The organism is Sediminicoccus sp. BL-A-41-H5 (assembly GCF_050632405.1).
Taxonomy (GTDB): domain Bacteria; phylum Pseudomonadota; class Alphaproteobacteria; order Acetobacterales; family Acetobacteraceae; genus Roseococcus.
The window spans coordinates 2,677,225-2,699,984 of sequence record NZ_CP192601.1; the positions used below are offsets into that span (position 1 = coordinate 2,677,225).

Genomic DNA, 22,760 nt, shown 5'->3' on the forward strand with positions numbered 1-22,760 from the left:
GGTTTCGCCTCAGCACCGCCCTGGCCTTCGGGTCAGGGCCGCCAGCGGCGGTGCATCCAGAGCCACTGGCCCGGATGCTCGCGCACCCACTCCTCGATCACGCGGTTGATCATCGCGGTCGAGGCTTCGACATCGATCTTCCCGGACGCATCGCGTGGCAGATCGAGCGGCGCGGTCAGGTCCAGGCGGAAGCGATTGTTCGGCAGGCGGATGGCGCGCATGCCATGCACCGGCGCCTCGAAGCGGCGCGCCAGCCGCGCGATGAAGGGGTTCGCCGCGACAGGGTGCCCGAAGAAGGGCACGCGCGGCCCGCGCCCGAAGCGCTGGTCCACCAGCATGCCGAGATTGATGCCCTCGTCCACCGCCTGCGTCATGCGGATCGGCGCGGAGATTCCCGTGGGGATCAGCTCGCCCATGATGGGTTCGCGCATCTTCACGATGTCGGCCGCGATGTAGGGATTGTTCGGCGTGCGGTAGAGCAGGGCCGCGCGCTGGCCGAAGGCGTGGGCGATCACCGCCGGCAATTCCCAATTGGCCAGATGCGCGCCGAAGATCAGCACAGGCCGGCCGCCCTCGCGGATGGCGGCGAAGCGGTCCTTGGTCGCCTGCTCGGATTCGACGCGCTTGCCGTCGCCGTCATAGAGCACGTCCAGATGCGGATACTCGCAGACGGTCCGGCCGAGATTGGCCCAGGATTCGCGCGCGATCTCCTCGCGCTCGGCCTCGGTCTTCTCGGGGAAGGCCAGGCGGAGATTCTCCATCGCGTGGCGGTGATGCGGCAGGAAGCGCCCCACGCGCGGCGAGATCCAGGCGCCGAGATTCGACGCCCGATCCGGGCCGAGAAGACGCAGCAGCCCGAACACCCGGCGGGACAGCCAGGCGACCAGCCATTCCCCGATGCGCTGCAACCGCTTCACAGCTTGATGACGATCTTCCCGTAGACGTTCCGCGCCTCAAGGCGGGCGAGCCCTTCCTCGAAGCGCTCGATCGGCAGCACGGTGTCGAGCACGGGGCGGATGCCCTGGGCCATCTTCTCCACGCCCTCCGCGATGTTGCGCAAAGTGGCGCCGAAGCTGCCCTGGATCTTCAGCTGGCGCTGGAAGATCATCATCAGGTTGGTCTCGGCCGAGACGCCGCTGGTGCTGCCGCAGGTGACGAGCCGCCCGCCCATCTTCATCGAGAGCAGCGAGCCCGCCCAGGTGGCGGCCCCGACATGCTCGAACACCACATCCACGCCGCGCTTGCCGGTGACGCGGCGGGCCACGCTCTCGAAGCGGTCGGTGTTGTAGTTCACGACGTGGTCGACGCCCTCGGCGCGCGCCTTCGCGGCCTTGAACTCATCGCCCACCGTGCCGATCACGGTGCAGCCGATGGCCTTGGCCATCCGCACCGCGACGGTGCCGATGCCTGAGCCGGCCGCATGGATCAGCACCGTCTCGCCGGGCTCCAGCTTCGCGTTGTCGAACAGCATGTGCTGCACGGTGGAGAAGGTGATCCCGGCACAGGCCGCGTCCTCGACCGCGACGCCGGCCGGCACCGCCACGCATTGCCGCGCGGGGATGTTCATCAGCCCGCGCGCGAAGCCATCCACATGGAAGCCGCGGATGCCCTTGATATTCTCGCAGAGGTTGTCCCGGCCGCGCAGGCATTCCTTGCAGGTGCCGCAGGTCAAGCCGCCATAGGGCACGGCGAGCTGGCCGGGGGTGAAGCCGGTCACGCCCTCGCCCAGCGCCACCACTTCGCCCACGCCCTCGGCGCCGACGCTGATGGGCAGCTCGCGCTTGGCGAAGGCCATGCCGCGCCAGCCCCAGACATCGATGTGGTTCAGCGCCACGGCCTTGATGGCGAGCTGGATCTCGCCCGGGCCGGGCGGGGGCGGGGGCGGGATCTCGACCAGGCGGAGGTCACGGTCGGCAAGGAGCTGGAGTGCGCGCATGGCGGGGCGGATAGCAGGGTTTGGCGATGCGCCCAAGCTGGACAATAACGGCGGGCATGACGCCCAAGCAGGATTTCGAAGCCGCATTGCGCGCGAAGATTGACGGCAAGACCAAGCCGCTGGGCGCGCTGGGCCGGATCGAGGCGCTGGCGGCGCAGGTGGCACGGGTCCAGCAGAGCCTGGAACCCCGCATGCAAGCCTGCCGCCTGATCCTCTTCGCCGCCGATCACGGCATCGCGGCCGAGGGGGTTTCCGCCTATCCGGCCGAGGTGACGCGGCAGATGGTGCTGAATTTCCTCGCGGGAGGGGCGGCGGCCAATGTCTTCGCGCGGCAGGCGGGATTGCCGGTGTCCGTCGTGGATTGCGGCGTGGCGGGCGCGCCGCTTGAAGCACCCCGCCTGATTGCGCGGCGGATCGCGCCCGGCACGGACAATTTCCGCCACGGCCCGGCAATGACCGCCAGCCAGCGCGACGCCGCACTCGACATGGGCCGCGAACTGGCGCGCGCGGGCGATTTCGACGCGCTCTGCCTGGGCGAGATGGGCATCGGCAATACCTCCGCCGCCGCGCTGCTGACCGCGAAGATCACCGGCCGACCGGTCGCGGGCTTCATCGGGCGCGGGACGGGCGTGGATGCGGCCGGGCTCGCGCGCAAGCAGGCCGTGCTGGAGGCGGCCGCGGCCCGCACCGCGCCAAAGCTCGCGCCCGCCGAGGCGCTGGTCGAGTATGGCGGCTTCGAGATCGCCGCCATGGCGGGCGCGATGCTGGGCGCGGCCGAAGCGCGGCGCATGGTGCTGGTGGATGGCTTCATCGCCGGCGCCGCCGCGCTGGTGGCGCTGGGGCTGGAGCCCGCGATCCGCGCCAACCTGGTCTTCGCGCACCGGTCGGCCGAGCAGGGGCATGCGGCGCTGCTGGCGGCGCTGGAGGCCGAGCCGCTGCTCGACCTGGGGCTGCGCCTGGGCGAGGGCTCGGGCGCGCTGCTCGCCTGGCCCCTGCTTCGCGCGGCGGCCGCCATGCTGAACGAGATGGCGAGCTTCGAGAGTGCGGCGGTGAGCGGGCCGGCATGAGAGAACAATGGGCGATCCTGCTGCTGGCCGTGCAGTTCCTCACACGGCTGTCCGTGCCGGCCAGCGCCGGCTTCACGCCCGCGCGGCTGACGGCGGCCACGCGCTATCACCCGCTGGTGGGCGCCTTCATCGGCGCGCTGGTGGCGCTGGTCTATGCGCTGGCTCTCTTGGCCTGGCCGCCGCTGGTGGCGGTGGTGATCTCCATCGCGGCGAGCCTCCTGCTGACCGGCGCCTTCCATGAGGACGGCCTGGCCGACATGTTCGATGGCGTCGGCGGCGGCATGACGCGCGAGCGCGCGCTGGAGATCATGAAGGACAGCCGCATCGGCACCTATGGCGGCGCGGCGCTGATGCTCGCTCTGCTGCTCAAGGCCACGGCGCTGGCCGCCCTGCCGCCGCACGCCGTCATCATCGCGCTCATCACGGGCCATGGGCTCAGCCGCTTTTCCTCCGTGCTGGTCATCGCCACCAGCGGCTATGTGCGGGACCATGGCACCGCCAAGCCGGTGGCGGACGGGGTGAGCCGCGAGAGTCTGATGATCGCGGCCGCCACCGCGCTGGTGCTGTGGCTGGGCCTCGCGCTCGGCCTCGGCTGGATGGCGGCGCTGCTGAGCCTGGTCGGCCTCGCCCTGGGGCATCTCGCCATCCGCCGCGTCTATGAGCGCAAGGTCGGCGGCTATACCGGCGATTGCCTGGGCGCGGTGCAGCAGGGCAGCGAACTCGGCTTCTATCTCGGCGTGCTCGCGTGGCTCTGACGCTGCTGCGGCATGTGCGGCCGGAGGTGACGGAGGGCCTGTGCTACGGCATCACGGACCTCGCCCTCGCGCCGGGCCATCAGGCGGCGCTGGAGGCGCTGCTGCCGCGCCTGCCGCCGGTCACCGCCATCGCCACCAGCCCGCTGCGGCGCTGCCGCGAGACGGCCGAGGCCCTGGCCGCGCGGCTCCGCCTCCAGGTCGAGATGGACCCACGCCTCATCGAGATGGATTTCGGCGCCTGGGAGGGCCGGCCCTGGGATGACATCCCGCGCGCGGAGCTCGATCAATGGGCCGCCGATTTCCTGCACGCGCGCCCGCATGGCGGCGAGAGCGTGGCGCAGCTTCAGGCCCGCGTGCGCGCCGCGCTGGCCGATTTCCGCACCCGCCCGGGCCACCCCCTGCTGGTCACCCATGGCGGCGTGATCAAGGCCGCACTCGCCACCGGCCCACGCGCCGAGGATTGGCCCGCCACCCTCGCCTTCGGCGAATTCGTGACCATCTGCCCACCCAGAGGAGAATAGCATGCCGGATGACGACAGCCACAAGGCGGAAATGGAGGCCCTGAAGGCCGAGCAGCGCCGCAAGATCATCGAGGCGCGCGACCCCGGGCGCGGCCTCGTGCTGGTCCACACTGGCGACGGCAAGGGCAAGTCGAGCTCGGCCTTCGGCGTGATCATCCGCGCGCTGGGCTGGGGCCACAGCGTGGGCGTGGTGCAGTTCATCAAGGGCGACTGGCCGACCGGCGAGAAGCAGTTCTTCGACAAGCTCGGCGGCCAGGTGGTCTGGCGCACCATGGGCGAGGGCTTCACCTGGGACACGCAGAACCTGGCGCGCGACACGAAGACGGCCGAGGCCGCACTCGCCGCCGCCGCCGAGATGCTGGCCTCCGGCGCGCATGACCTGGTGGTGCTGGATGAGATCAACATCGCCCTGCAATTCGGCTTCCTCACGGTGCCGGCCGTCCTGGCCGCGCTGGAAGGCCGCGCGAACCGCACCAGCGTCATCCTCACCGGGCGCAACGCCAAGCCCGAGATCATGGAGATGGCCGACCTCGTCACCGAGATGCGCGAGGTGAAGCACCCCTTCCAGGCCGGCATCAAGGCGCAGCGCGGGATCGATTTCTGACGCCGCGCCTGCTCAGAGCGTGGTTCAGCGCATCACGCCCTATTGCAGCCGGAAATGCACCGAGGTGCGGATGGTGCCGGGCACCGGCTCGCCATCACGCATCGCCGGGCGGAAGCGCCATTCCTGCACCGCGCGCCGGGCCGCCGCATCCAGCATGGGCGAGCCTGAGCTGCGCGCCACCGTCACGTTGATGACGCGCCCATCCGTGCCCACCGCGATTTCGAGCCCGACCGTCCCCTGCTCGCCACGCAGCCGCGCCGCCTCCGGGTAGCTGGGCGCGGCATTGTTGTAGCGATCATCGCGGCCGGGCGGGACGACGGCGCCGGTGGCGCGGCCCACACCCGCCGCCTGTGACGCGGCCGCTCCTCGCCCGCGCGGCCGGCCTCGTTGGGCGGCTGGTTGCGCTGGGCCGGGCGAGGCGGCGGCGCGGGGCGGGGGCGCGGCGGCTGGCGCGCCGGCTCGGGCGGTGGCGGCTCCGGGGTCGGCGGCGGCGGCTCCGGCAGGGGCGGTTCCGCGCGCGGCGGCTCAGGCTCCGGGGGCGGTGGAGGCGGCTCGGGCGGTGGCGGTTCCGGCGCCGGGGGAGGCGGTTCCGCCGGCGGCGGTTCAGGCGCGGGCGGCGGCTTCCTGCGGTGGCGCGACCGAGAGATCGGGCGCTGGCAATTCGAGCGGCGGCAGGCTGAGCGGCAGGGGCGGCGGGGGCGGCGGCGCCATCGCCAGTTGCGGTGGCGGCGGGGCCACGGGCGGGGGCGGCGGGGGCGGGTGGGGGCGTCTCGGCCACCGGCGGGTGCCGCCGCGGGCTCGGGCGGCGCGCCGGGCGGGACGGGCTCCTCGGCCTCGCTCACCGTCTCGGAGGCCTCCTGGTCCCAGACGATCTCCACGCCGCGCTCGGGCGCCGGTTCCGTCCTGGGTTCGCGGTGGAACAGGCCGACCAGCCCGGCGAGCGCCGCGCCATGCAGCAGCAGCGAAAGCAGCGCGGCGATGGAGATGTTCCCGCCGCGCTCCGGCGGCGCCCAGCGCCGGCCCGCAATCACAGGACCAGCACCCCGCTGTGCTTCGCCTTGGTGTCAGGCTCGACATGGATGGTGATGATGGCGCTGCCGAGCTCGGCCTTCAGCGCCGCCTCCACGCGGTCACAGATGGCATGCGCCTCCACCACGCGCATATCGCCGGGCACCACCAGATGGAACTCGATGAAGGTGGAGCGCCCCGCCTGGCGGGAGCGGATGTCATGCGCCTCGATCGCGCCCTCGGCCTCGGCCGCGACGGTGGCGCGGATACGCGCCAGCATCTGGGGCGAGACCGCCTCGTCCATCAGCCCGCCCACGCTCTCGCGCACCAGCCGCGCGCCGCTGAACAGGATGTTCACCGCCGTCAGCGCCGCCAGCAGCGGATCGAGCCAGAGCAGGCCGGAGGCCAGCGCCAGCGCGACGCCCAGCAGCACACCGATGGAGGTGACGACATCGGCCATCAGGTGCCGGGCATCGGCCAACAGCGCCGGGGAGCGCAGGCGCCTGCCCTGCTTGAACAGCATGGCGCACCAGGCGGCGTTCACCGCGGTCGCCGTCAGCGCCACGGCGAAGGCGATGAGGCTGAGCTCCGGCGTGCGCGGCGCCTGCCACACCTGCCAGCACTCGTGCAGGATGATGAAGGCGGCGACGAGGATCAGCGCGCCTTCAAGCACGGCCGAGAAATATTCGGCCTTGTCATGGCCATAGGGATGGTTCGCATCCGCCGGCTGGGCGGCATAGTGCACCGCCACCAGCGCGGCGGCGGCGGCGGCGACGTTCACCACGCTTTCCAGCGCATCGGCGAACAGCGCCACGCTCCCGGTCAGCCACCAGGCGACCAGCTTCATCGCCAGCACGGCGAGGGCCACGGCAACACTGCCGGCCGCGAGGGAAACGGCGCGGGTCAAGCTCTACCTCATCGCAGCGGCGGAGGGGCGTGGTCTACCCCATTCCCGACAGGCCGCGAAGCATCCTGCCCCGCATGGAAGCCCACCGGAAAGCTGGCCCCTCACGGCCGGCGGGCGCGGGCCGGGATGGGGCGGCTGGTCACCTCCTCCAGCAATTGCCGAAGGTCGCGGCTCATCAGCGCGATCCGCGCCTCGGTGAGGTCCAGCATGGCATCGCGCCGCTCCAGCTGATCGATGGTGAGGCGCGCCTCGGGCTGGAAGAGCGGGTCATCCTCGCCCGTGCCCTCCAGCAGGCCGGCGGCGCGCCATTCGGTGACGATCTCCTCGGCGATGCTGGGCTCGCCCGCGGCATCGCGCCGCGTGAGGTAGCGCCAGACCGTGGGCGGGAAGAGGGTGGACTGATCGGGCTGGCGATGGATCTCGGCCAGCAGGTTGGCGCGGGTGCGCAGCAGCCCGTCGCCGCCGCCGAAGAGCAGCAGGCTGGCCACCGCCGCCTCGGTCGAGCCGCCGACGATGCCGATGGTGTCACCCGCGGCGGTGGAACCCGCCAGCGAGAGCCCGCCCGTCAACGCCGCCGTGCTGGCGCCGATCAGGATGCCGGCGAGGCCCAGGTTGCGCGCCCGCCGCGCCTCGTTGCGCGCGAGCTGGCCGCGGAGCTGGTCCGCGCGCTCACCCTCGCAATCAATGGTGGCGAGTGTCGCCTGCACATCGAGCAGCGCCAGCACAACACGGTCCGTCACCGCCTGGCGGGCCAGGATGACGGGCACGCCATTGCCGGGCCGGCGCTCCGTCTCGATCAGCGCCTGCATGCGGTCCAGCACGCCGATCGCCTCGGCCGTCTCGATCGCGTCCGCGCTGAACCCGCCGGCCAACAGGCGCTCCACCTGGCCCGGCGCGGGCGGCGGCAGATGGGCCACCGCGGTGCGCAGCCGGTTGGCGCAGAAGGTGTCGCCAATGTCCGTGACGCGGCGCTCGCCCAGGCCGCAGCCCGCGAGCAGCAGGGCCGAGGCGAGGACGAGTGCGGGTCGCACGCTCAGACCGTGAAGTACTTGGCGCGCGGGTGGTGCAGCACGATGGCGCTGGTGCTCTGCTCCGGGTGCAGCTGCCATTCGTCGCTGATGTCCACGCCGATGCGCTTCGCATCCAGCAGCTCCAGCAGCGGCGCCTGGTCCTCCAGCTTCGGGCAGGCCGGGTAGCCGAAGCTGTAGCGGCCGCCGCGATAGCCCTGGCTCAGCATCTTCTCGATGTCGCGGTCATCCTCGCCGGCGAAGCCGAGCTCGGCGCGGATGCGCTTGTGGGTGACTTCCGCCAGCGCCTCCGCCATCTCGACCGAGAGGCCGTGCAGGTAGAGGTAGTCCTGGTAGCGGTTCTCCTCGAACCACTCGCGCGCCATGTCGGAAGCCTTCTGGCCCACGGTGACGACCTGCAGGCCGATCACGTCCCGCTCGGCATCATCCACGTCGCGCACGAAATCGGCGATGCAGTCGCCATCCTCCTTCGGCTGGCGCGGCATGTTGAAGCGCGCGACCTCGGTCGTGCCGTCCTCGGCGAAGAGGATCAGGTCATTCCCCTGGCCCGCGCATTTCCAGTAGCCGTAGATGGCCTGCGGCTTGAGGATGTTCTGCTCCTGCGTCAGCGCCAGCATGCGCTTCAGCACGGGGCGCAGCTCCTGCTTCGCCCAGCCCAGGAAATCCTCCAGGCTGCGGCCGGCTTTCCGGAAGCCCCATTGGAACTGGTAGAGGCTGCGCTCATTGATGAAGGGGACCAGCGCCTTGGGATCGGTCTCGATGATCTTCGCCCCCCAGAAGGGCGGCACGGGCGTGGGCAGGTTCGCCGTCTCGCGCCGGCGGCGCTTCTGGGCATAGGCCACGTCCACCGGCGCGAAGCCGCGCGGATCGGCGGTGCCGAGCGTGCGCTTCTCGTTGCGGGTCTTGCCGGCGCGCTTGGCCTGGATGGCGCCGAGATAGCCCTCGAAGTCATTGCCCATCACCTTGTCCATCAGGTGCAGGCCATCGAAGGCGTCGCGCGCATAGACCACCTTGCCGCAGGCATAGGCCTGGACGCAGTCCTCCTCGACGTAATTGCGGGTCAGCGCCGCGCCGCCGAGCAGCACGGGGATGTCGATGCCCTGGCGGGACATCTCCTCCAGGTTCTCGCGCATCACGACGGTGGATTTCACCAGCAGGCCGGACATGCCGATGGCATTGGCCTTGTGCTCGCGGGCCGCGGCCACGATGTCGTTCAGCGGCACCTTGATGCCGAGATTCACCACCTTGTAGCCGTTGTTGGTGAGGATGATGTCCACCAGGTTCTTGCCGATGTCGTGCACGTCGCCGCGCACGGTGCCGAGCACGATGGTGCCCTTCTCCTGGCCTTCCACGCGTTCCATGAAGGGCTCGAGATAGGCCACGGCCGCCTTCATCGTCTCGGCGGATTGCAGCACGAAGGGCAGCTGCATCTTGCCCGCACCGAAGAGGTCACCCACCACCTTCATGCCGTCTAGCAGCACGTCGTTGATGATGTCGAGCGGCTTCATGCCCTCGGCCATCGCGGCGGCGAGCTCATCGTCGAGGCCCTTGCGGTCGCCATCCACGATGCGGTCCTTGAGGCGGCCCTGCACCGTCGCCGCCTTCACCTTGGCGACGTTGTCGGCGGCCTTCCGGCCGGAGAACATCTCCAGCACCTTCTGCAGCGGGTCGTAGCCTTCCTCTCGGCGGTCGTAGATGAGGTCCTCCATGACCTTCACCTCCTCGGCCGGGATCTTGTGCAGCGGCTTGATCTTGGAAACGTGGACGATGGCGCCCGTCATCCCCGCCTTCACCGCGTGGTCCAGGAAGACGCTGTTCAGCACATGACGCGCGGCCGGGTTCAGGCCGAAGGAGATGTTGGAAAGGCCGAGGATGATCTGGATGTCCGGGAACTTGTCCCGGATCATGCGGATGCCCTCCAGCGTCCACTGGCCGAGCTTGCGGTCGTCCTCGTTACCCGTCGCGATGGTGAAGGTCAGCGGGTCGATCATCAGGTCCGACTGCGGCAGACCGTATTTGTTGCAGGCGAAATCCACCAGCCGCTCGGCGATGCGCAGCTTGTCCTCGGCGGTCTTGGCCATGCCGACTTCATCAATGGTGAGCGCGATGACGGCGGCGCCGAACTTCTTGGCGAGCTTCATGCGGTCATGCGCCGCGCCCTCGCCTTCCTCGAAATTGATCGAGTTGATGATGGCCTTGCCGCCATGCAGCTTCAGCGAGGCCTCGATGACGTTGGTCTCGGTGCTGTCGATGACGAGCGGGCTGTTCACGCTGGCGGTGAAGCGCGTGATCACCTCGCTCATTTCGCGCATCTCGTCGCGGCCGACGAAGGCGGTGCAGACGTCGAGGCTGTTGGAGCCTTCCGCCACCTGCTCACGCCCGATGGCGAGGCAGCTGTCCCAGTCATTGGCTTCCTGCGCGGTGCGCCAGGCCTTGGAGCCATTGGCGTTGCAGCGCTCGCCGATCGAGAAATAGGAATTCTCCTGCCGCAGCGCCACCGCCGAGTAGAGCGAGGCGACGGAGGGCACCCAGTGATAGCGGCGAGGCACCGGCGTGGGGCGGTGCTTGTCGCCGCCCAGGCGGCGCAGCATCGCGTCCTGCGCCGCGATATGCGGCGTGGAGGTGCCGCAGCAGCCGCCGATCAGGTTGAAGCCGTCCTCGACGACGAAGCGCTCCATCCAGACGGCCATCTCTTCGGCGCCCAGCGGGTAATGCGTCTTGCCGTCCACCAGCTCGGGCAGGCCGGCATTGGGCTGCACGCTGAGCAGGCCGGGCCAGTTCTGGCTGAGCCAGCGCAGATGCTCCGCCATCTCCTGCGGGCCACTGGCGCAGTTCAGGCCCAGCAGCGGCACGTCCAGCGAATGCACCACGGCCGCGGCGGCGGCGATGTCGGGGCCGACCAGAAGGGTGCCCGTGGTTTCCACCGTCACCTGCACGAAGATGGGGATGTCGCTCTTGGTCTTGGCCTTGGCGATCTTGGCCGCGTTGACGGCCGCCTTGATGTAGAGCGTGTCCTGGTTCGTCTCGGTGAGGATGGCGTCGCAGCCGCCGGCGATGAGGCCGAGGCACTGTTCGGTCAGCGCCGTCTCCAGCGCGTCATAGGTGACATGGCCGAGGCTCGGCAGCTTGGTGCCCGGGCCGATATCGCCCACCACCCAGCGGTGGCGGCCATCGGCGAAGCTCTCCGCCGCCTCGCGCGCCAGCTCGACGCCGAGCTTGTTGATCTCGAAGGCGCGCGAGCCGAGCTCGAATTCCTCCAGCGTGATGGGGCTGCCGCCGAAGGTGTTGGTCAGCACCATGTCGGCACCGGCCTCGAAATAGCCGCGGTGAATCTCGCGGATCAGCTCAGGGCGGGAGAGGGAGAGCACCTCGGTGCAGTTCTCCTTGTCCCAGAAATCCTTGACGATATCGAGCGTCAGCGCCTGGACGCGGCTGCCCATGCCGCCGTCGCAGAGCAGGACGCGGTCGCGCAGGGCATCGAGGAGGTGCGGGCGAGAGGCCATGGGAGATACTCTTCAGGTCAGGCGTGGGTGAGGGCGTCGGCGGGCAGCTTTTCGGCGCGCCAGACGCGAACGGGAAGGCGGCCGGGAATGTCGGCCCGGGCGGCCAGCACGCAACCGGCCTGGCCGAGCCAGCCGGCGAGTTCGGAATCATCGAAGCCGGGCCAGCGATGGGCGAAGCGGGTGAGCACCTCCGCCGCGCCGTGCGGGGCGAGATCGGCCAGCAGCAGCACGCCGCCGGGCCGCAGCACGCGCGCCGCCTCGGTGAGCGCGGCGGCGGGGTCCTCGGCGTAGTGCAGCACCATCTGGAGCGTCACGGCGTCGAAGCTGCGGTCGGCCAGCGGCAGGCGGTACATGTCGGCCTGGCGGACCGTGCAGGATTCCGCGAGGCCGCGCTCGGAGAGGCGGGCGCGGGCCAGGGCCAGCATCTCGCGGCTGGCGTCCACGCCCAGCGCACGGCGGGTGCGGGGGGCCAGCACCTCCAGCAGGCGGCCGGTGCCGGTGCCGATGTCGAGCAGCGCCTCGATCCGCTCGGGCAGCGCCGCCAGCAGCGCGGCCTCGATCGCGGCGGCGTCGAGGTCGAGCGCGCGCAGCTCGTCCCAGTCCATCCCCTCGCGCTGGAAGGCGTCGGAGGCGGCGCGGGCGCGGTCGGCGGCGATGCGCGCGGCCTGGCGGCGATCGGCCTGGAGCACCGGCTCCTCCTCCGGCAGGCGGGCGAGGATGACGCGCACCAGCTCGGCCTGCGCGGGCACCTGGAAATAGACGTTGGAGCCCTCGGGCAGGCGCTCCAGCAGCCCGGCTTCGGTCAGCAGCTTGAGGTGGCGGGAGAGGCGCGGCTGGGACTGGCCCAGCACGGCGCAAAGCTCCGTCACGCAGAAGGCGCCACGGGCGCAGAGTGCCAGCAGCCGGAGCCGTGTGGGCTCGGCCGTCGCGCGCAGCTGGGAGAGGAGGGCGTCCATGGGCTTGCAAATGGCATAAAGATATCCTTATGTCTACCCTATGGCTTGGTCTTTGGACGCCCGCATCCCTGTCTCGATCCTTCCGGAGCCCGGCGCGCTGGCGGCGGCGCTGGCGGCCGGCAAGCCGGCGGCGGTCGTCACCCTGGCCCCGCCCGGCCCGCTGCCCGAGGGCGCGGCCTGCTCCGTCGCCTTCGAGGCGGGCGTCACGGCCCACGCCGTGGCCTGCGCCTGCTGCCAGGGCCGCAGCCCGGCCGCCCAGGCGCTGGACCGCCTCTTCCAGGCCCGCGTGCGCGGCCAGGCCCGCTGGTTCGACCGCGTCCTGGTGCTGGACGAGGAGGGCGCGGGCGAGGCGGTGCGCGTCGCCCTGGCCGAGGACGCCCTGGCGGCGGCGCGGTTCCGCCTAGCCTGACGGGGCCGGATTGGGGGTATAAGGTAGCCCAACGCCAAAGCGAAAAGGGCCGCCACTCCATGAGCTTCGCTTCCACGCAGGACCTCGCCGACAAGCACGTCTCCTTCGACGAGCTCGGCCCCGGGCTCTATGCCTATACCGCCGAGGGCGACCCGAATTCCGGCGTGATCGTCGGGCCGGAGGGCGTGGTGGTGGTGGACGCCCAGGCCACACCGATCATGGCCGCCGATGTGCAGGCGCGCATCGCCAACGTGACGCCCCTGCCGGTGAAGCAGGTGGTGCTCTCGCATTACCACGCGGTGCGCGTGCTCGGCGCCTCCGGCTATCCGGCGCATTCCATCATCTGCTCGGACGCGACGCGCGACCTCATCGTCGAGCGCGGCGCACAGGACATGGACAGCGAGATCGGCCGCTTCCCGCGCCTGTTCCGCGGGCGGGAGAGCATCCCGGGCCTCACCTGGCCCACGCAGAGCTTCCACCAGAAGATGTCGCTCTGGCTCGGCGAGCGCGAGGCGCGGATCATCCATATCGGCCGCAGCCACACAGCGGGCGACACGGTGGTCTGGATGCCCAAGGAGCGCGTGCTCTTCGCCGGCGACACGGTGGAATTCGGCGCAACACCTTATTGCGGCGACGCGCATTTCGCCGATTGGCCCGCCACCATCGCCGCCATCCGGGAATTGGGGCCGGAAAAGCTGGTCCCCGGCCGGGGTGCCGCGCTGCTGACCAAGGCGGATGTCGCCCAGGCCCTGCACGAGACGGAAAGCTTCACGAGCGACCTCTTCGGCCTCGCGCAGCGCGCCGTGGCCAAGGGCTGGAACCTGACGCAGCTCTATGCCGAGGCGATGGACGCGATGCGGCCGAAATACGGGCATTGGGTGATCTTCGAGCACTGCATGCCCTTCAATGTCAGCCGCGCGTTCGACGAGGCGAGCGGCATCACCCATCCGCGCATCTGGACCGCCGAGCGCGACCTCGAGATGTGGCGCGCCGTCGAGGGTGCGACGCCCATGAAGCCCGCCGAAGCGCACTGACCTGGAGTGATTGAGGTGCCGGGGACGTACACCCAGCCGCACTACGCCTTCCGCCCGCATCCGGGCGGTGAGGAGAGCGCGCCGCTGGTCATCGCGGGCGCCGGCCTCGTCGGGCTGACGGCGGCGCTCGATCTCGCGCGGCGCGGGCAGCGCGTGGTGGTGCTGGATGAGGATGACACGGTGAGCTTCGGCAGCCGCGCCATCTGCTTCGCCAAGCGCACGCTTGAAATCTTCGCCCGGCTCGGCCTCGGCCACAAATTCCTGGAGAAGGGCATCACCTGGAATCAGGGCCGCGTCTTCTTCCAGTCGCGCGAGGCGTACAGCTTCAACCTGCTGCCGGAGGATGGCCACGAATTCCCGGCTTTCGTGAACCTGCAGCAGTATTACGCCGAGCAATGGCTGGTGGAGGCCTGCGAGGCGACGGGCCTCGTGGATCTCCGATGGAAATCCCGCGTCACGAGCGTCGAGAATTTTCCCGAGGGCGCGCGCCTCACCGTCGAGACGCCCGCCGGTTCCTACACGCTGCACGCCGACTGGCTGCTGGCGGCAGATGGCGCGCGCAGCTTCATCCGCGAGACGCTCGGCCTCGCCTTTACCGGGCAGGTGTTCCGCGACCGCTTCCTCATCGCCGATGTGGTGATGACCGCCCCCTTCCCGACCGAGCGCTGGTTCTGGTTCGACCCGCCCTTCCATCCCGGGCAGTCCGTGCTGCTGCACAAGCAGCCGGACGACGTGTGGCGCATCGACTTCCAGCTGGGCTGGGACGCCGATCCGGAGCGCGAGAAGGACCCGGGGCGCGTGCGCGAACGGGTCAAGGCGATGCTGGGGCCGGACGTGCCCTTCGACCTTGAATGGGTCAGCGTCTACACCTTCCGCTGCCGCCGGATGGAGCGCTTCCGCCATGGCCGCATCTTCTTCCTGGGCGACGCCGCGCATCAGGTGAGCCCCTTCGGCGCGCGCGGCGGCAATGGCGGCGTGCAGGATGCCGACAACCTCTGCTGGAAGCTCGCCGCCGTGCTGCGCGGCGAGGCGGGCGACGCGCTGCTGGACAGCTACGACGCCGAGCGCATTCCCGCGGCGGATGAGAATATCCTGAACTCCACGCGCAGCACGGATTTCATCACGCCGAAGAACGCCGCCGCCCGCGCCTTCCGCGACGCGGTGCTGGAGCTGGCGGAGGATTGGCCGCTGGCGCGGCCGCTGGTGAATTCGGGCCGTCTTTCGCGCCCCTCGACGCTTTGGAACAGTCCGCTGAACGGCCCGGACGAAGCCCCGGGCCTGGCGCCACCCGGCACGCCGGCCCCCGATGCGCCGGTGCTGCGCGGCGATGCGCGCGACTGGCTGCTGCGTCACATCGGCGCCGATGGCGGCTTCACGCTGCTGGCGCGCGAGGTGACGCCGGTGCCGCTGCCCGGCATCACCACGCTGGTGCTGACGGACACGCCGCGCCCCGGCGCGCTGCTCGACCATTCGGGCCTCGTCGCCGCGCGCTATGGCCTCTCGCCCGGCGAATGCGTGCTGCTGCGCCCCGACCAGCATGTCGCCGCGCGGTTCACCACCGCCGCGCCCGATCCGATCCTCGCCGCGCGCGGTAAAGCTCTTGGACGAGGGACCCTCGCACCATGACCCGCCTTCGCACCGAACCGCGCCTCGCGGAGCCCGACGAATTCTACGCCGCGCTGATGGAGGCACATCGCGCGCTGGATGAGACGGCCTCGCGCAAGTTGGATGCCAAGCTCATCCTGCTGCTGGCCAATCACATCGGCGACATGACGGTGCTGCGCCAGGCGCTGGCGATTGCCCAAGGCGCCAAGCCGGAGGAATAATGCGGGCATGAGCAATCCCACCGAGACCATCGCCCAGTGGCAGGATGAATTCACCGCCATCCGCCGCGACATCCACGCGCATCCCGAGCTGGGGCTGGAAGAGCATCGCACCGCCGATCTCGTCGCCCGCAAGCTGGAGGAGCTCGGCATCGAGGTGCATCGCGGCGTGGGCGCCACCGGCGTGGTGGGCGTGATCCGCAACGGCAACGGCCAGGGACGGATCGGCCTGCGCGCCGACATGGACGCGCTGGCGATGAGCGAGGCGAATGATTTCGGCCACGCCAGCACCATCCCGGGCAAGATGCACGCCTGCGGGCATGACGGGCACACGACCATGCTGCTCGCCGCCGCCAAGTATCTGCAGACCACCAAGCGCTTCGACGGCACGGTCCATCTGATCTTCCAGCCGGGCGAGGAGGGCGCGGGCGGCGCGCTCGCGATGCTGGAGGATGGCCTCTTCGAGCGCTTCCCCTGCGACGCCGTCTTCGGCCTGCACAACCGCCCCGGCATGCCGGTCGGCCAATACGGCCTGCGCCCCGGGCCGATGATGGCGGGGGTGGCCTTCTACGACATCCACGTCACCGGCAAGGGCGGCCATGGCGCGCGGCCCGAGACGACGCATGATCCGGTGGTGATGGGCGCGGCCATCGTCCAGGCGCTGCAATCCGTCGTCGCGCGCAACGTGCCGGCGGCCGAGCGCGCCGTGCTCAGCATCACGCGCTTCGATGCCGGCAATGCCTACAACGTGATCCCGAACGAGGTGCGCCTCGGCGGCACGGTGCGCGCCTTCAGCAACGAGATCATGAAGCTGGTCGAGGACCGCATGCGCGCGATCAGCGAAGGGGTCGCGGCCGGCCTTGGCGGTTCGGCGGTGCTGGATTTCCGCGTGATCACGACGCCCCTGGTGAATGACGCGATGGAGGCCGTGGCGCTCGGCGACGCCGCCGCATCCCTGGTGGGCGAGGGCCATGTGAAGCGCGAATTCCCCGCCGTGATGGGCGGCGAGGATTTCGCCTACATGCTGGAGAAATGCCCCGGCGCCTACATCGTCACCGGCAATGGCGACAGCGCCGAGGTGCACAATCCGCGCTTCGACTTCAACGACGCCGCCATCCCGCATGGCGCGGGCGTGCTGGCGGCCGTCGTCGAGGCGAAGCTGAAGCGGGTCGAATAGACCCGCCCCGGCGGCAGGTCAGGCCTTCACCAGGCTCTTCACTTCCTCCAGCGCCTCGGCGAAGCGGCGGTTCAGCACGCCGACAGCCTCGCCATTGGACTTCTGGATGAGCTCGGCGATCTCCTGCATGTTCGCCACCGCGCGCTCATAGGCGGCCTTCATCATCTCGGCCTGGTGCGCGGCCTTGGCGTTGGGCGAGCCATCGGCGGCGCTCAGGCTCTGCATGGCCTGCGTCATCTCGGCCATCACCTGCTGGATGATCTCCATGTTGCGGCGGCCCACGGCCTGCGCACCTTCCATGGCGAGCTTGTTCGCGGTGGTCAGCGCCTCGAGGTTGCGCTTCTGCGCGTCGGCGAAGGCCTGGAAATCGGGCAGGCCCGGCATCTTCATCGAGGTGAAGGCGCGCATCATCTCTTCGGGGTTGAAGCTGTTCGTCATGGCGTGAGTCTCCGCGCCCCCGCCACCCAATGGACCCCAGCGATCCATTGTTCCGGCCGGGAACCGCCTTTCCGAGTCGTAACCGCCCGAAGGCGACGCGGTCAAATGACTTCGTCGGGAGATTCGGGGGCGGCTTCAACCTCGGGCTCGGGTTCGGCCTGATCCTCCCTGGGCGCCATGCCGAACCAGCGCGCCGCGCGGTCCGCCTGGTCCAGCGCGCGGTCGAGGGCCGCCATGGTGGCGGAGAGGTCCTCGCTCTCGTCCTTTTCCCAGGCGCGCAGGGCGGCGAGCCAGACGCCGATCAGCCCCTGGACGCGCAGAACGCCCTTCGGGCCGGCCGCATCCAGCCCGGCGGCCTCCAGCATCCAGGCCATGGAGGATGCGTTGCGCGGCGCGAACCACAGCGCCAGCAGCGGCGCGCGCGGCAGGTCGCGCAGCAGCCGCACCACGCCGGCGCGGTCGGGCTGCAGCGAGTCCAGGCGGCGCATCAGAACGTCGAAGAGGCGATCGCGCGGCGTGCTGCCGAGGTCATCCACCGTGCCCTCCAGCACCGCCGCATCCACGGCCCGCTGGTGCGCGGCCAGGATGTGCAGCGGTGTCGCGAAGTGGCGGCGCAGTTCGGCCAGCGAGAGGCCAGCCTCGGCGGCCACGGCGCGCAGCGTCAGCCCATGCCAGCCACTGCCGGCCAGGACGCGCCAGAAGGCGCCGAGGATCGCTGCATGGTCGGGAACGGATGTGCTCATGCCCGCAAGATTGGCCCGCAGGCGCCCGGGCGCAAGCCGCCCCTCAATCGGCCGTGATGTTCCCGGCCGCGATCACCGCCCGCCAGCGCTCCAGCTCGGCCCGGACCAGGGCGGTGTAGCCGGCCGGCCCCTCCGCGCCCGGCCGCACGCCGATGGGGGTGAAGCGCTCCACCACCGCCGGGTCCGCCAGGGCATGGGCGATCTCGGCATCCCAGCGGGCGATGATCTCGGGCGGCAGGCCGGCCGGCGCCGAGAAGCCGAACCAGTTGCTGGCCACCACCTGGGGGAAGCCCTGCTCGGCGAAGGTCGGCACATCGGGCAGGGAGGCGGGGCGCGTCTGCTCGCTGGTGGCCAGCGCGCGCAGCCGCCCGCCGCGCAGATGCGGCAGCGCGATGGGCAGGCTCTCCATGATGGCGGGGATCTGCCCGCTGATCGTATCCGTCAGCGCGGGGGCCGAGCCGCGATAGGGCACATGGGTGAGGTCCACGCCCGCCGCCCGCGCCAGCAATTGCCCGATCAGGTGGTTCAGCGTGCCGTTCCCGCCCGAGCCGTAAGAGACCGGCCGCTGCCGCGCCACCGCCAGGAATTCGGCCAGGTTGCGCGCGGGAAAATCGAGATTCACCGCGAGCACGGAGGGGAAGGTGCCGATCAGCCGGATGTTGGAGAAATCACGCAGCGCGTCATAGGGCGGGTTGCGATAGAGCACCGGTCCGATGCCATGCGAGGCGGCCGAGGAGATCATCACCAGGAAGCGGTCGCCCGGCGCCTTCGCCACGATGTCCGCGCCCAGGGCGCCACCCGCGCCCGGCCGGTTTTCCACCACCACCGGCTGGCCAAGCCGCGCGCTGACCACGGGGGCGATGATGCGCGAGAGCGTATCGGCCGCACCACCGGGCGGGAAGTTGACGATCCAGCGGATGGGGCGGTCGGGCCAGGGCGCCTGGGCCAGCGCGGGCGTGGCGAGCACCCCCGCGCCGATCAGCGCGGCGCGGCGGGAGAGTGGTTGCATGGGGGGCCTCCTGTGCCCCGCAAGCGTCACCGGGATCAGCCGGGCATGCAAGCGCGGGGCTTCACCCCCGCGCGACGAAGCGCTCCAGCCAATGGATGGTGTAGTCGCCCGACTGGAACTCGGCATCGGCCATGATGCGCCGGTGCAGCGGCAGCGTGGTCTTGATGCCGTCCACCACCATCTCGTCCAGCGCGCGCTGCATGCGGGCGATGGCCTGCGGGCGCGAGGGCGCATGCACGATGAGCTTGGCCACCAGGCTGTCGTAATGCGGCGGCACCGCATAGCCGGAGTAGAGCGCGCTATCCACGCGCACGCCGAGGCCACCCGGCGCGTGATAGGTGTTCACCCGGCCGGGCGAGGGCGCGAAGCTCTCGGGGTCCTCGGCGGTCACGCGGCATTCGATGGCGTGGCCGTTGAACTGCACATCCTCCTGCCCGTAGCCGAGCTTCTCGCCGGCCGCGATGCGGATCTGCTCCCGCACCAGGTCCACGCCGCAGACCATCTCCGTCACGGGGTGTTCCACCTGCAGGCGGGTGTTCATCTCGATGAAGGCGAATTGCCCGTCCTGGTAGAGGAATTCGAGCGTGCCGGCGTTGCGATAGCCCAATTGCCGCAGCCCCGACGTCACCTGCGCGCCCAGCGCGTTGCGCTCGGCCGCCGTGAGCACGGGCGAGCCCGCCTCCTCCACCAGCTTCTGGTGGCGGCGCTGGAGCGAGCAGTCGCGCTCGCCGAAATGCACGACATTGCCATGCGTGTCGGCCAGGATCTGCAGCTCGATGTGGCGCGGTCGATCCAGGTATTTCTCCATATAGACCGCGTCATTGCCGAAGGCGGCCTTGGCCTCGGTGCGGGCCACCTGCCACGCCTCCTCCAGCTCGTCCGCCGAGCGCGCGACCTTCATGCCGCGCCCGCCACCGCCGGCCGCCGCCTTGATCAGCACCGGATATTTGATGCGCTCGGCGATCTCGCGCGCTTCCTCGAAGCTCTCCAGCGCGCCGGGCGAGCCGGGCACCAGCGGCACGTTGAGCTTGCGCATCGCGTCCTTGGCCGCGATCTTGTCGCCCATCATGTGGATGTGGTCGGCCGTGGGGCCGATGAAGGTGAGGCCATGCGCCTCCACCATCTCGGCGAAACGGGCATTTTCCGAGAGGAAGCCGTAGCCGGGGTGGATGGCATCCGCCCCCGTGATGGCCGCCGCCGAGAGGATCGCCGCCACGTTCAGATAGCTGTCGCGCGCCAGCGGCGGGCCGATGCAGACGCTCTCATCGGCGAGGCGCACATGCATGGCGGAAGCATCGGCGGTGCTGTGCACGGCGACGGTGCGGATGCCCATCTCCTGGCAGGCGCGGTGCACGCGCAGCGCGATCTCGCCGCGATTGGCGATCAGAATTTTCTTGAGCATTTTTCTAAGCCCTCAGGCGCCGGGCGCCGGCTCCGCCGGCTTGGCTTCGCCGCGCGACGGGTGTGCCGGGCGGGGAAGTCAGTTGCGCGGCGCCGGCCGATGTGCGGCCGGGTTCTGAAAGGAAGCGCGGGTCCTGGTCGCTGACCGCGTTGGGCACGAATGATCCGGGGAGCGCGCTGTGGTGGTCCATGCGCGGGGCCATCGCCCTATTCCACCAGCACCAGCGGCTCGCCGTATTCCACGGGCGTGCCGGCTTCGACCAGGATGCGCGTGACCGTGCCCGAGCGGCTGGTCTTGATCTGGTTGAAGGTCTTCATCGCCTCGATGAGCAGCACGGTCTGGCCCGCGCTCACCTTGGCGCCGACCGTGATGAAGGGCGGCGCGCCCGGCTCGGGCGAGAGATAGGCCACACCCACCATGGGCGAGGTGATCAGGCCCGGATGCTTCGGGTCGATCGCGTCCGAGTCCCCGGCGGGCGCGGCCGGGGCGGCGGGCGCCGCATGGGCCGGGGCGGCCATCGGCATCTGCATGGGCATCTGCATCGGCATGGAGGGCGCCGCGAAATACTGCGGCGCCGCCACCGGGGCCTGCGGAATGATCCGCGCCACGCGGATGCGCGATTCCTTCTCCGAGAGCTCGATTTCGGTCAGGTCGGTCTCGCGCAGGATTTCGGCGAGCTTGCGGATCGCCTCCGCGTCGAACTGAATGCCGGTGGTCATGCTTCGTCATCCTCGTTTCCGCCGACGAGGTTCGCCATGGCCTGCAGCGCCAGGGCATAGCCCGCGACGCCCAGGCCGGCGATCACGCCGGTGGCTGCCTTGGAGACCAGGCTGTGCTGCCGGAACTCCTCGCGCCGATGAATATTGGTGATATGGACCTCGATCACCGGCAAGCCCACGGCAAGCAGCGCGTCCAGGATGGCGACCGAGGTGGTGGTGTAGCCGGCCGGGTTGATCACGATGCCCGCGGCGCGGCCACGGCATTCCTGGATCCAGGAGACCAGCTCCCCTTCCGTGTTCGACTGCCGGAAATCGATCGCGAGCCCGAGTTCCTCCGCCGCCTCGGCGCAGAGGTTCTCCACATCATCGAGCGTCGCGGTGCCGTATTTCTCCGGCTCGCGCGTGCCCAGCATGTTGAGGTTGGGGCCGTTGAAGACGGCGATCAGGTTCATGGCGGTTCGGTCAAACAGGGAATGGATTGGCCGGGCTAGCATGGGGCATGCGCCAGCGGCAAGCGCGCCCCCGGCTTGCGCGCCGGCCCCGGGCGACCCAGATTGCCCAGGACCAAGGGGAGCCCCCCGTCCAGGGGGCTGAGAGTCCGCGATGGCGCGGTGACCCTACGAACCTGATCCGGGTCATGCCGGCGAAGGGATGGGAGCCCCTGTCCCTCCCGCCGTCCCTGACCCCATTGGCGGGAGTGCGCGTGCGATGTCCGAGCTGGCCCTGGGCCTGAAGCTCACCGTGAATGGCGAGGCGCGGCGCGTGCCGCAGGGCCTCACCGTGGCCGGGCTGCTGACCGAGATCGGTCTCGCCGAACGCAAGGTGGCCGTGGAGCGCAACCTCGAGATCGTGCCGCGTTCCCAACATGCAACGACGGCGCTGGCCGAGGGCGACGCCATCGAGATCGTTCATTTCATCGGGGGTGGCTGAGCCGTGACCGAAGACAGCTGGGACGTCGCCGGGCGGCGCTTCACCTCGCGCCTCATCGTGGGCACGGGGCGCTACAAGTCGCTGGAGGAAACGCGCGACAGCATCGCGGCGAGCGGGGCGGAGATCGTCACCGTCGCCGTCCGCCGGGTGAACCTGAGCGACCCCTCGGCGCCCATGCTGCAGGATTTCGTGCCGCCAGACCGTTACACTTACTTACCCAACACCGCCGGCTGCTTCACCGCGCAGGATGCGGTCCGCACGCTGCGCCTGGCGCGCGAGGCGGGCGGCTGGAACCTGGTGAAGCTGGAAGTGCTGGGCCCGCCGCCCTTCCTCTACCCCGACATGGCCGCGACCTTCGAGGCCGCAGCCGCCCTCATCGCCGATGGCTTCGAGGTGATGGTCTATTGCGCCGATGACCCGGTGGCGGCGAAGCGGCTGGAGGAGATGGGCTGTGTGGCCATCATGCCGCTGGGCGCACCCATCGGCTCGGGCATGGGCGTGGTGAACCCCTACATGATCCGCGCCATCAAGGCCGCGGCCAAGGTGCCGGTGCTGGTGGATGCGGGCATCGGCACGGCGAGCGAGGCGGCCTTCGCCATGGAGCTGGGCTGCGACGCGGTGTTGCTGAACAGCGCCATCGCGCATGCGCAGGACCCGGTGAAGATGGCCACGGCCATGAAGCACGCCGTCATCGCCGGGCGCGCCGCGCATCTCGCGGGCCGCATGCCGCGGGACTACAAGGCGGATGCCTCCAGCCCCATGACGGGGCTGATCCGCTGAGATAGCCTCAC

General features: G+C 70.4%; 24 protein-coding genes and 1 riboswitch. Of the genes, 11 read left to right on the forward strand and 13 right to left on the reverse strand.

Going from position 1 to position 22,760, the window contains the following annotated elements:
• Nucleotides 1-32 precede the first annotated feature (32 nt).
• Entirely contained in the window at nucleotides 33-917 is an 885-nt protein-coding gene (locus ACQ860_RS13115; protein ID WP_431303796.1) for a lipid A biosynthesis lauroyl acyltransferase, read from the reverse strand.
• Nucleotides 914-1,936 (reverse strand): zinc-binding dehydrogenase, encoded by a 1,023-nt coding sequence (locus tag ACQ860_RS13120; RefSeq protein WP_431303797.1) that lies wholly within the window; start codon nucleotides 1,934-1,936, stop codon nucleotides 914-916. The genes ACQ860_RS13115 and ACQ860_RS13120 overlap by 4 nt, the downstream gene beginning before the upstream one ends.
• A 56-nt stretch (nucleotides 1,937-1,992) precedes the next feature.
• Here ACQ860_RS13120 and cobT point away from each other — a divergent pair, with 56 nt between their 5' ends.
• Genes cobT through cobO form a run of 4 tightly spaced genes read left to right on the forward strand, consistent with a single transcriptional unit; the run spans nucleotide 1,993 to nucleotide 4,883 of the window.
• Nucleotides 1,993-3,003, forward strand: a complete 1,011-nt coding sequence (gene cobT, locus ACQ860_RS13125) for a nicotinate-nucleotide--dimethylbenzimidazole phosphoribosyltransferase (RefSeq protein WP_431303798.1) — start codon at nucleotides 1,993-1,995, stop codon at nucleotides 3,001-3,003.
• Nucleotides 3,000-3,758, forward strand: a complete 759-nt coding sequence (locus tag ACQ860_RS13130) for an adenosylcobinamide-GDP ribazoletransferase (protein ID WP_431303799.1) — start codon at nucleotides 3,000-3,002, stop codon at nucleotides 3,756-3,758. The genes cobT and ACQ860_RS13130 overlap by 4 nt, the downstream gene beginning before the upstream one ends.
• Nucleotides 3,749-4,279, forward strand: a complete 531-nt coding sequence (gene cobC / locus ACQ860_RS13135) for an alpha-ribazole phosphatase family protein (protein WP_431303800.1) — start codon at nucleotides 3,749-3,751, stop codon at nucleotides 4,277-4,279. The genes ACQ860_RS13130 and cobC overlap by 10 nt, the downstream gene beginning before the upstream one ends.
• A 1-nt stretch (nucleotide 4,280) precedes the next feature.
• Entirely contained in the window at nucleotides 4,281-4,883 is a 603-nt protein-coding gene (cobO, locus tag ACQ860_RS13140; RefSeq protein ID WP_431303801.1) for a cob(I)yrinic acid a,c-diamide adenosyltransferase, read from the forward strand.
• Between the two features lie 39 nt (nucleotides 4,884-4,922).
• Here cobO and ACQ860_RS13145 read toward each other — a convergent pair whose 3' ends face one another.
• From ACQ860_RS13145 to ACQ860_RS13165, 5 genes are all read right to left on the reverse strand, one after another.
• Nucleotides 4,923-5,222, reverse strand: a complete 300-nt coding sequence (locus tag ACQ860_RS13145) for an energy transducer TonB (protein WP_431303802.1) — start codon at nucleotides 5,220-5,222, stop codon at nucleotides 4,923-4,925.
• A gap of 688 nt (nucleotides 5,223-5,910) precedes the next feature.
• A complete protein-coding gene (locus ACQ860_RS13150; protein ID WP_431303803.1) occupies nucleotides 5,911-6,798 on the reverse strand; it encodes a cation diffusion facilitator family transporter in 888 nt (295 codons plus the stop codon).
• A 101-nt stretch (nucleotides 6,799-6,899) separates the two neighbouring features.
• Nucleotides 6,900-7,829 carry a hypothetical protein gene (locus ACQ860_RS13155; protein WP_431303804.1) on the reverse strand — a complete coding sequence of 310 codons (930 nt, stop codon included), beginning with the start codon at nucleotides 7,827-7,829 and terminating at the stop codon, nucleotides 6,900-6,902.
• 2 nt (nucleotides 7,830-7,831) lie between these two features.
• Complete coding sequence (gene metH / locus ACQ860_RS13160) at nucleotides 7,832-11,329, reverse strand: methionine synthase (RefSeq protein WP_431303805.1); 3,498 nt, start codon at nucleotides 11,327-11,329, stop codon at nucleotides 7,832-7,834.
• Nucleotides 11,330-11,346: 17 nt separating this feature from the next.
• Nucleotides 11,347-12,285: an ArsR/SmtB family transcription factor gene (locus ACQ860_RS13165; RefSeq protein ID WP_431303806.1), complete on the reverse strand. Its 939-nt coding sequence runs from the start codon at nucleotides 12,283-12,285 to the stop codon at nucleotides 11,347-11,349.
• Between the two features lie 52 nt (nucleotides 12,286-12,337).
• On the opposite strand from ACQ860_RS13165, the gene ACQ860_RS13170 reads away from it, so the two are divergent.
• The 5 genes from ACQ860_RS13170 to ACQ860_RS13190 are packed head-to-tail and all read left to right on the forward strand — an operon-like array spanning nucleotide 12,338 to nucleotide 16,728.
• Nucleotides 12,338-12,694, forward strand: coding sequence for a hypothetical protein (locus ACQ860_RS13170; RefSeq protein WP_431303807.1), 357 nt, complete (start codon nucleotides 12,338-12,340; stop codon nucleotides 12,692-12,694).
• 59 nt (nucleotides 12,695-12,753) lie between these two features.
• Complete coding sequence (locus ACQ860_RS13175; protein ID WP_431303808.1) at nucleotides 12,754-13,728, forward strand: MBL fold metallo-hydrolase; 975 nt, start codon at nucleotides 12,754-12,756, stop codon at nucleotides 13,726-13,728.
• A gap of 15 nt (nucleotides 13,729-13,743) precedes the next feature.
• Nucleotides 13,744-15,354: an FAD-dependent oxidoreductase gene (locus ACQ860_RS13180; RefSeq protein WP_431303809.1), complete on the forward strand. Its 1,611-nt coding sequence runs from the start codon at nucleotides 13,744-13,746 to the stop codon at nucleotides 15,352-15,354.
• Nucleotides 15,351-15,554 carry a DUF2783 domain-containing protein gene (locus tag ACQ860_RS13185; RefSeq protein ID WP_431303810.1) on the forward strand — a complete coding sequence of 68 codons (204 nt, stop codon included), beginning with the start codon at nucleotides 15,351-15,353 and terminating at the stop codon, nucleotides 15,552-15,554. Before ACQ860_RS13180 ends, ACQ860_RS13185 begins: the two co-directional genes overlap by 4 nt.
• Before the next feature lie 7 nt (nucleotides 15,555-15,561).
• Nucleotides 15,562-16,728 carry a M20 aminoacylase family protein gene (locus ACQ860_RS13190; protein WP_431303811.1) on the forward strand — a complete coding sequence of 389 codons (1,167 nt, stop codon included), beginning with the start codon at nucleotides 15,562-15,564 and terminating at the stop codon, nucleotides 16,726-16,728.
• A gap of 18 nt (nucleotides 16,729-16,746) precedes the next feature.
• Here ACQ860_RS13190 and ACQ860_RS13195 read toward each other — a convergent pair whose 3' ends face one another.
• From ACQ860_RS13195 to aroQ, 6 genes are all read right to left on the reverse strand, one after another.
• The gene (locus ACQ860_RS13195; protein WP_431303812.1) at nucleotides 16,747-17,166 is read right to left on the reverse strand and encodes a phasin family protein; all 420 of its coding nucleotides are present in this window, start codon (nucleotides 17,164-17,166) and stop codon (nucleotides 16,747-16,749) included.
• A 101-nt stretch (nucleotides 17,167-17,267) separates the two neighbouring features.
• Nucleotides 17,268-17,909 carry a TetR family transcriptional regulator gene (locus ACQ860_RS13200; RefSeq protein WP_431303813.1) on the reverse strand — a complete coding sequence of 214 codons (642 nt, stop codon included), beginning with the start codon at nucleotides 17,907-17,909 and terminating at the stop codon, nucleotides 17,268-17,270.
• Between the two features lie 43 nt (nucleotides 17,910-17,952).
• Nucleotides 17,953-18,918: a Bug family tripartite tricarboxylate transporter substrate binding protein gene (locus ACQ860_RS13205; RefSeq protein ID WP_431303814.1), complete on the reverse strand. Its 966-nt coding sequence runs from the start codon at nucleotides 18,916-18,918 to the stop codon at nucleotides 17,953-17,955.
• A gap of 61 nt (nucleotides 18,919-18,979) precedes the next feature.
• Nucleotides 18,980-20,320 (reverse strand): acetyl-CoA carboxylase biotin carboxylase subunit, encoded by a 1,341-nt coding sequence (accC, locus tag ACQ860_RS13210; RefSeq protein WP_431303815.1) that lies wholly within the window; start codon nucleotides 20,318-20,320, stop codon nucleotides 18,980-18,982.
• 206 nt (nucleotides 20,321-20,526) lie between these two features.
• Nucleotides 20,527-21,039 (reverse strand): acetyl-CoA carboxylase biotin carboxyl carrier protein, encoded by a 513-nt coding sequence (accB, locus tag ACQ860_RS13215; protein WP_431303816.1) that lies wholly within the window; start codon nucleotides 21,037-21,039, stop codon nucleotides 20,527-20,529.
• Nucleotides 21,036-21,491: a type II 3-dehydroquinate dehydratase gene (gene aroQ, locus ACQ860_RS13220; RefSeq protein ID WP_431303817.1), complete on the reverse strand. Its 456-nt coding sequence runs from the start codon at nucleotides 21,489-21,491 to the stop codon at nucleotides 21,036-21,038. The genes accB and aroQ overlap by 4 nt, the downstream gene beginning before the upstream one ends.
• A 105-nt stretch (nucleotides 21,492-21,596) precedes the next feature.
• A riboswitch (TPP riboswitch) is annotated at nucleotides 21,597-21,708 on the forward strand.
• Nucleotides 21,709-21,747: 39 nt separating this feature from the next.
• Between aroQ and thiS the strand changes: the two genes are divergently transcribed.
• Both thiS and ACQ860_RS13230 read left to right on the forward strand, forming a co-directional pair.
• On the forward strand, nucleotides 21,748-21,969 hold the full coding sequence (thiS, locus tag ACQ860_RS13225; protein WP_431303818.1) for a sulfur carrier protein ThiS: 222 nt from the start codon (nucleotides 21,748-21,750) through the stop codon (nucleotides 21,967-21,969).
• A 3-nt stretch (nucleotides 21,970-21,972) separates the two neighbouring features.
• Nucleotides 21,973-22,749 (forward strand): thiazole synthase, encoded by a 777-nt coding sequence (locus tag ACQ860_RS13230; protein ID WP_431303819.1) that lies wholly within the window; start codon nucleotides 21,973-21,975, stop codon nucleotides 22,747-22,749.
• Nucleotides 22,750-22,760 lie beyond the last annotated feature (11 nt).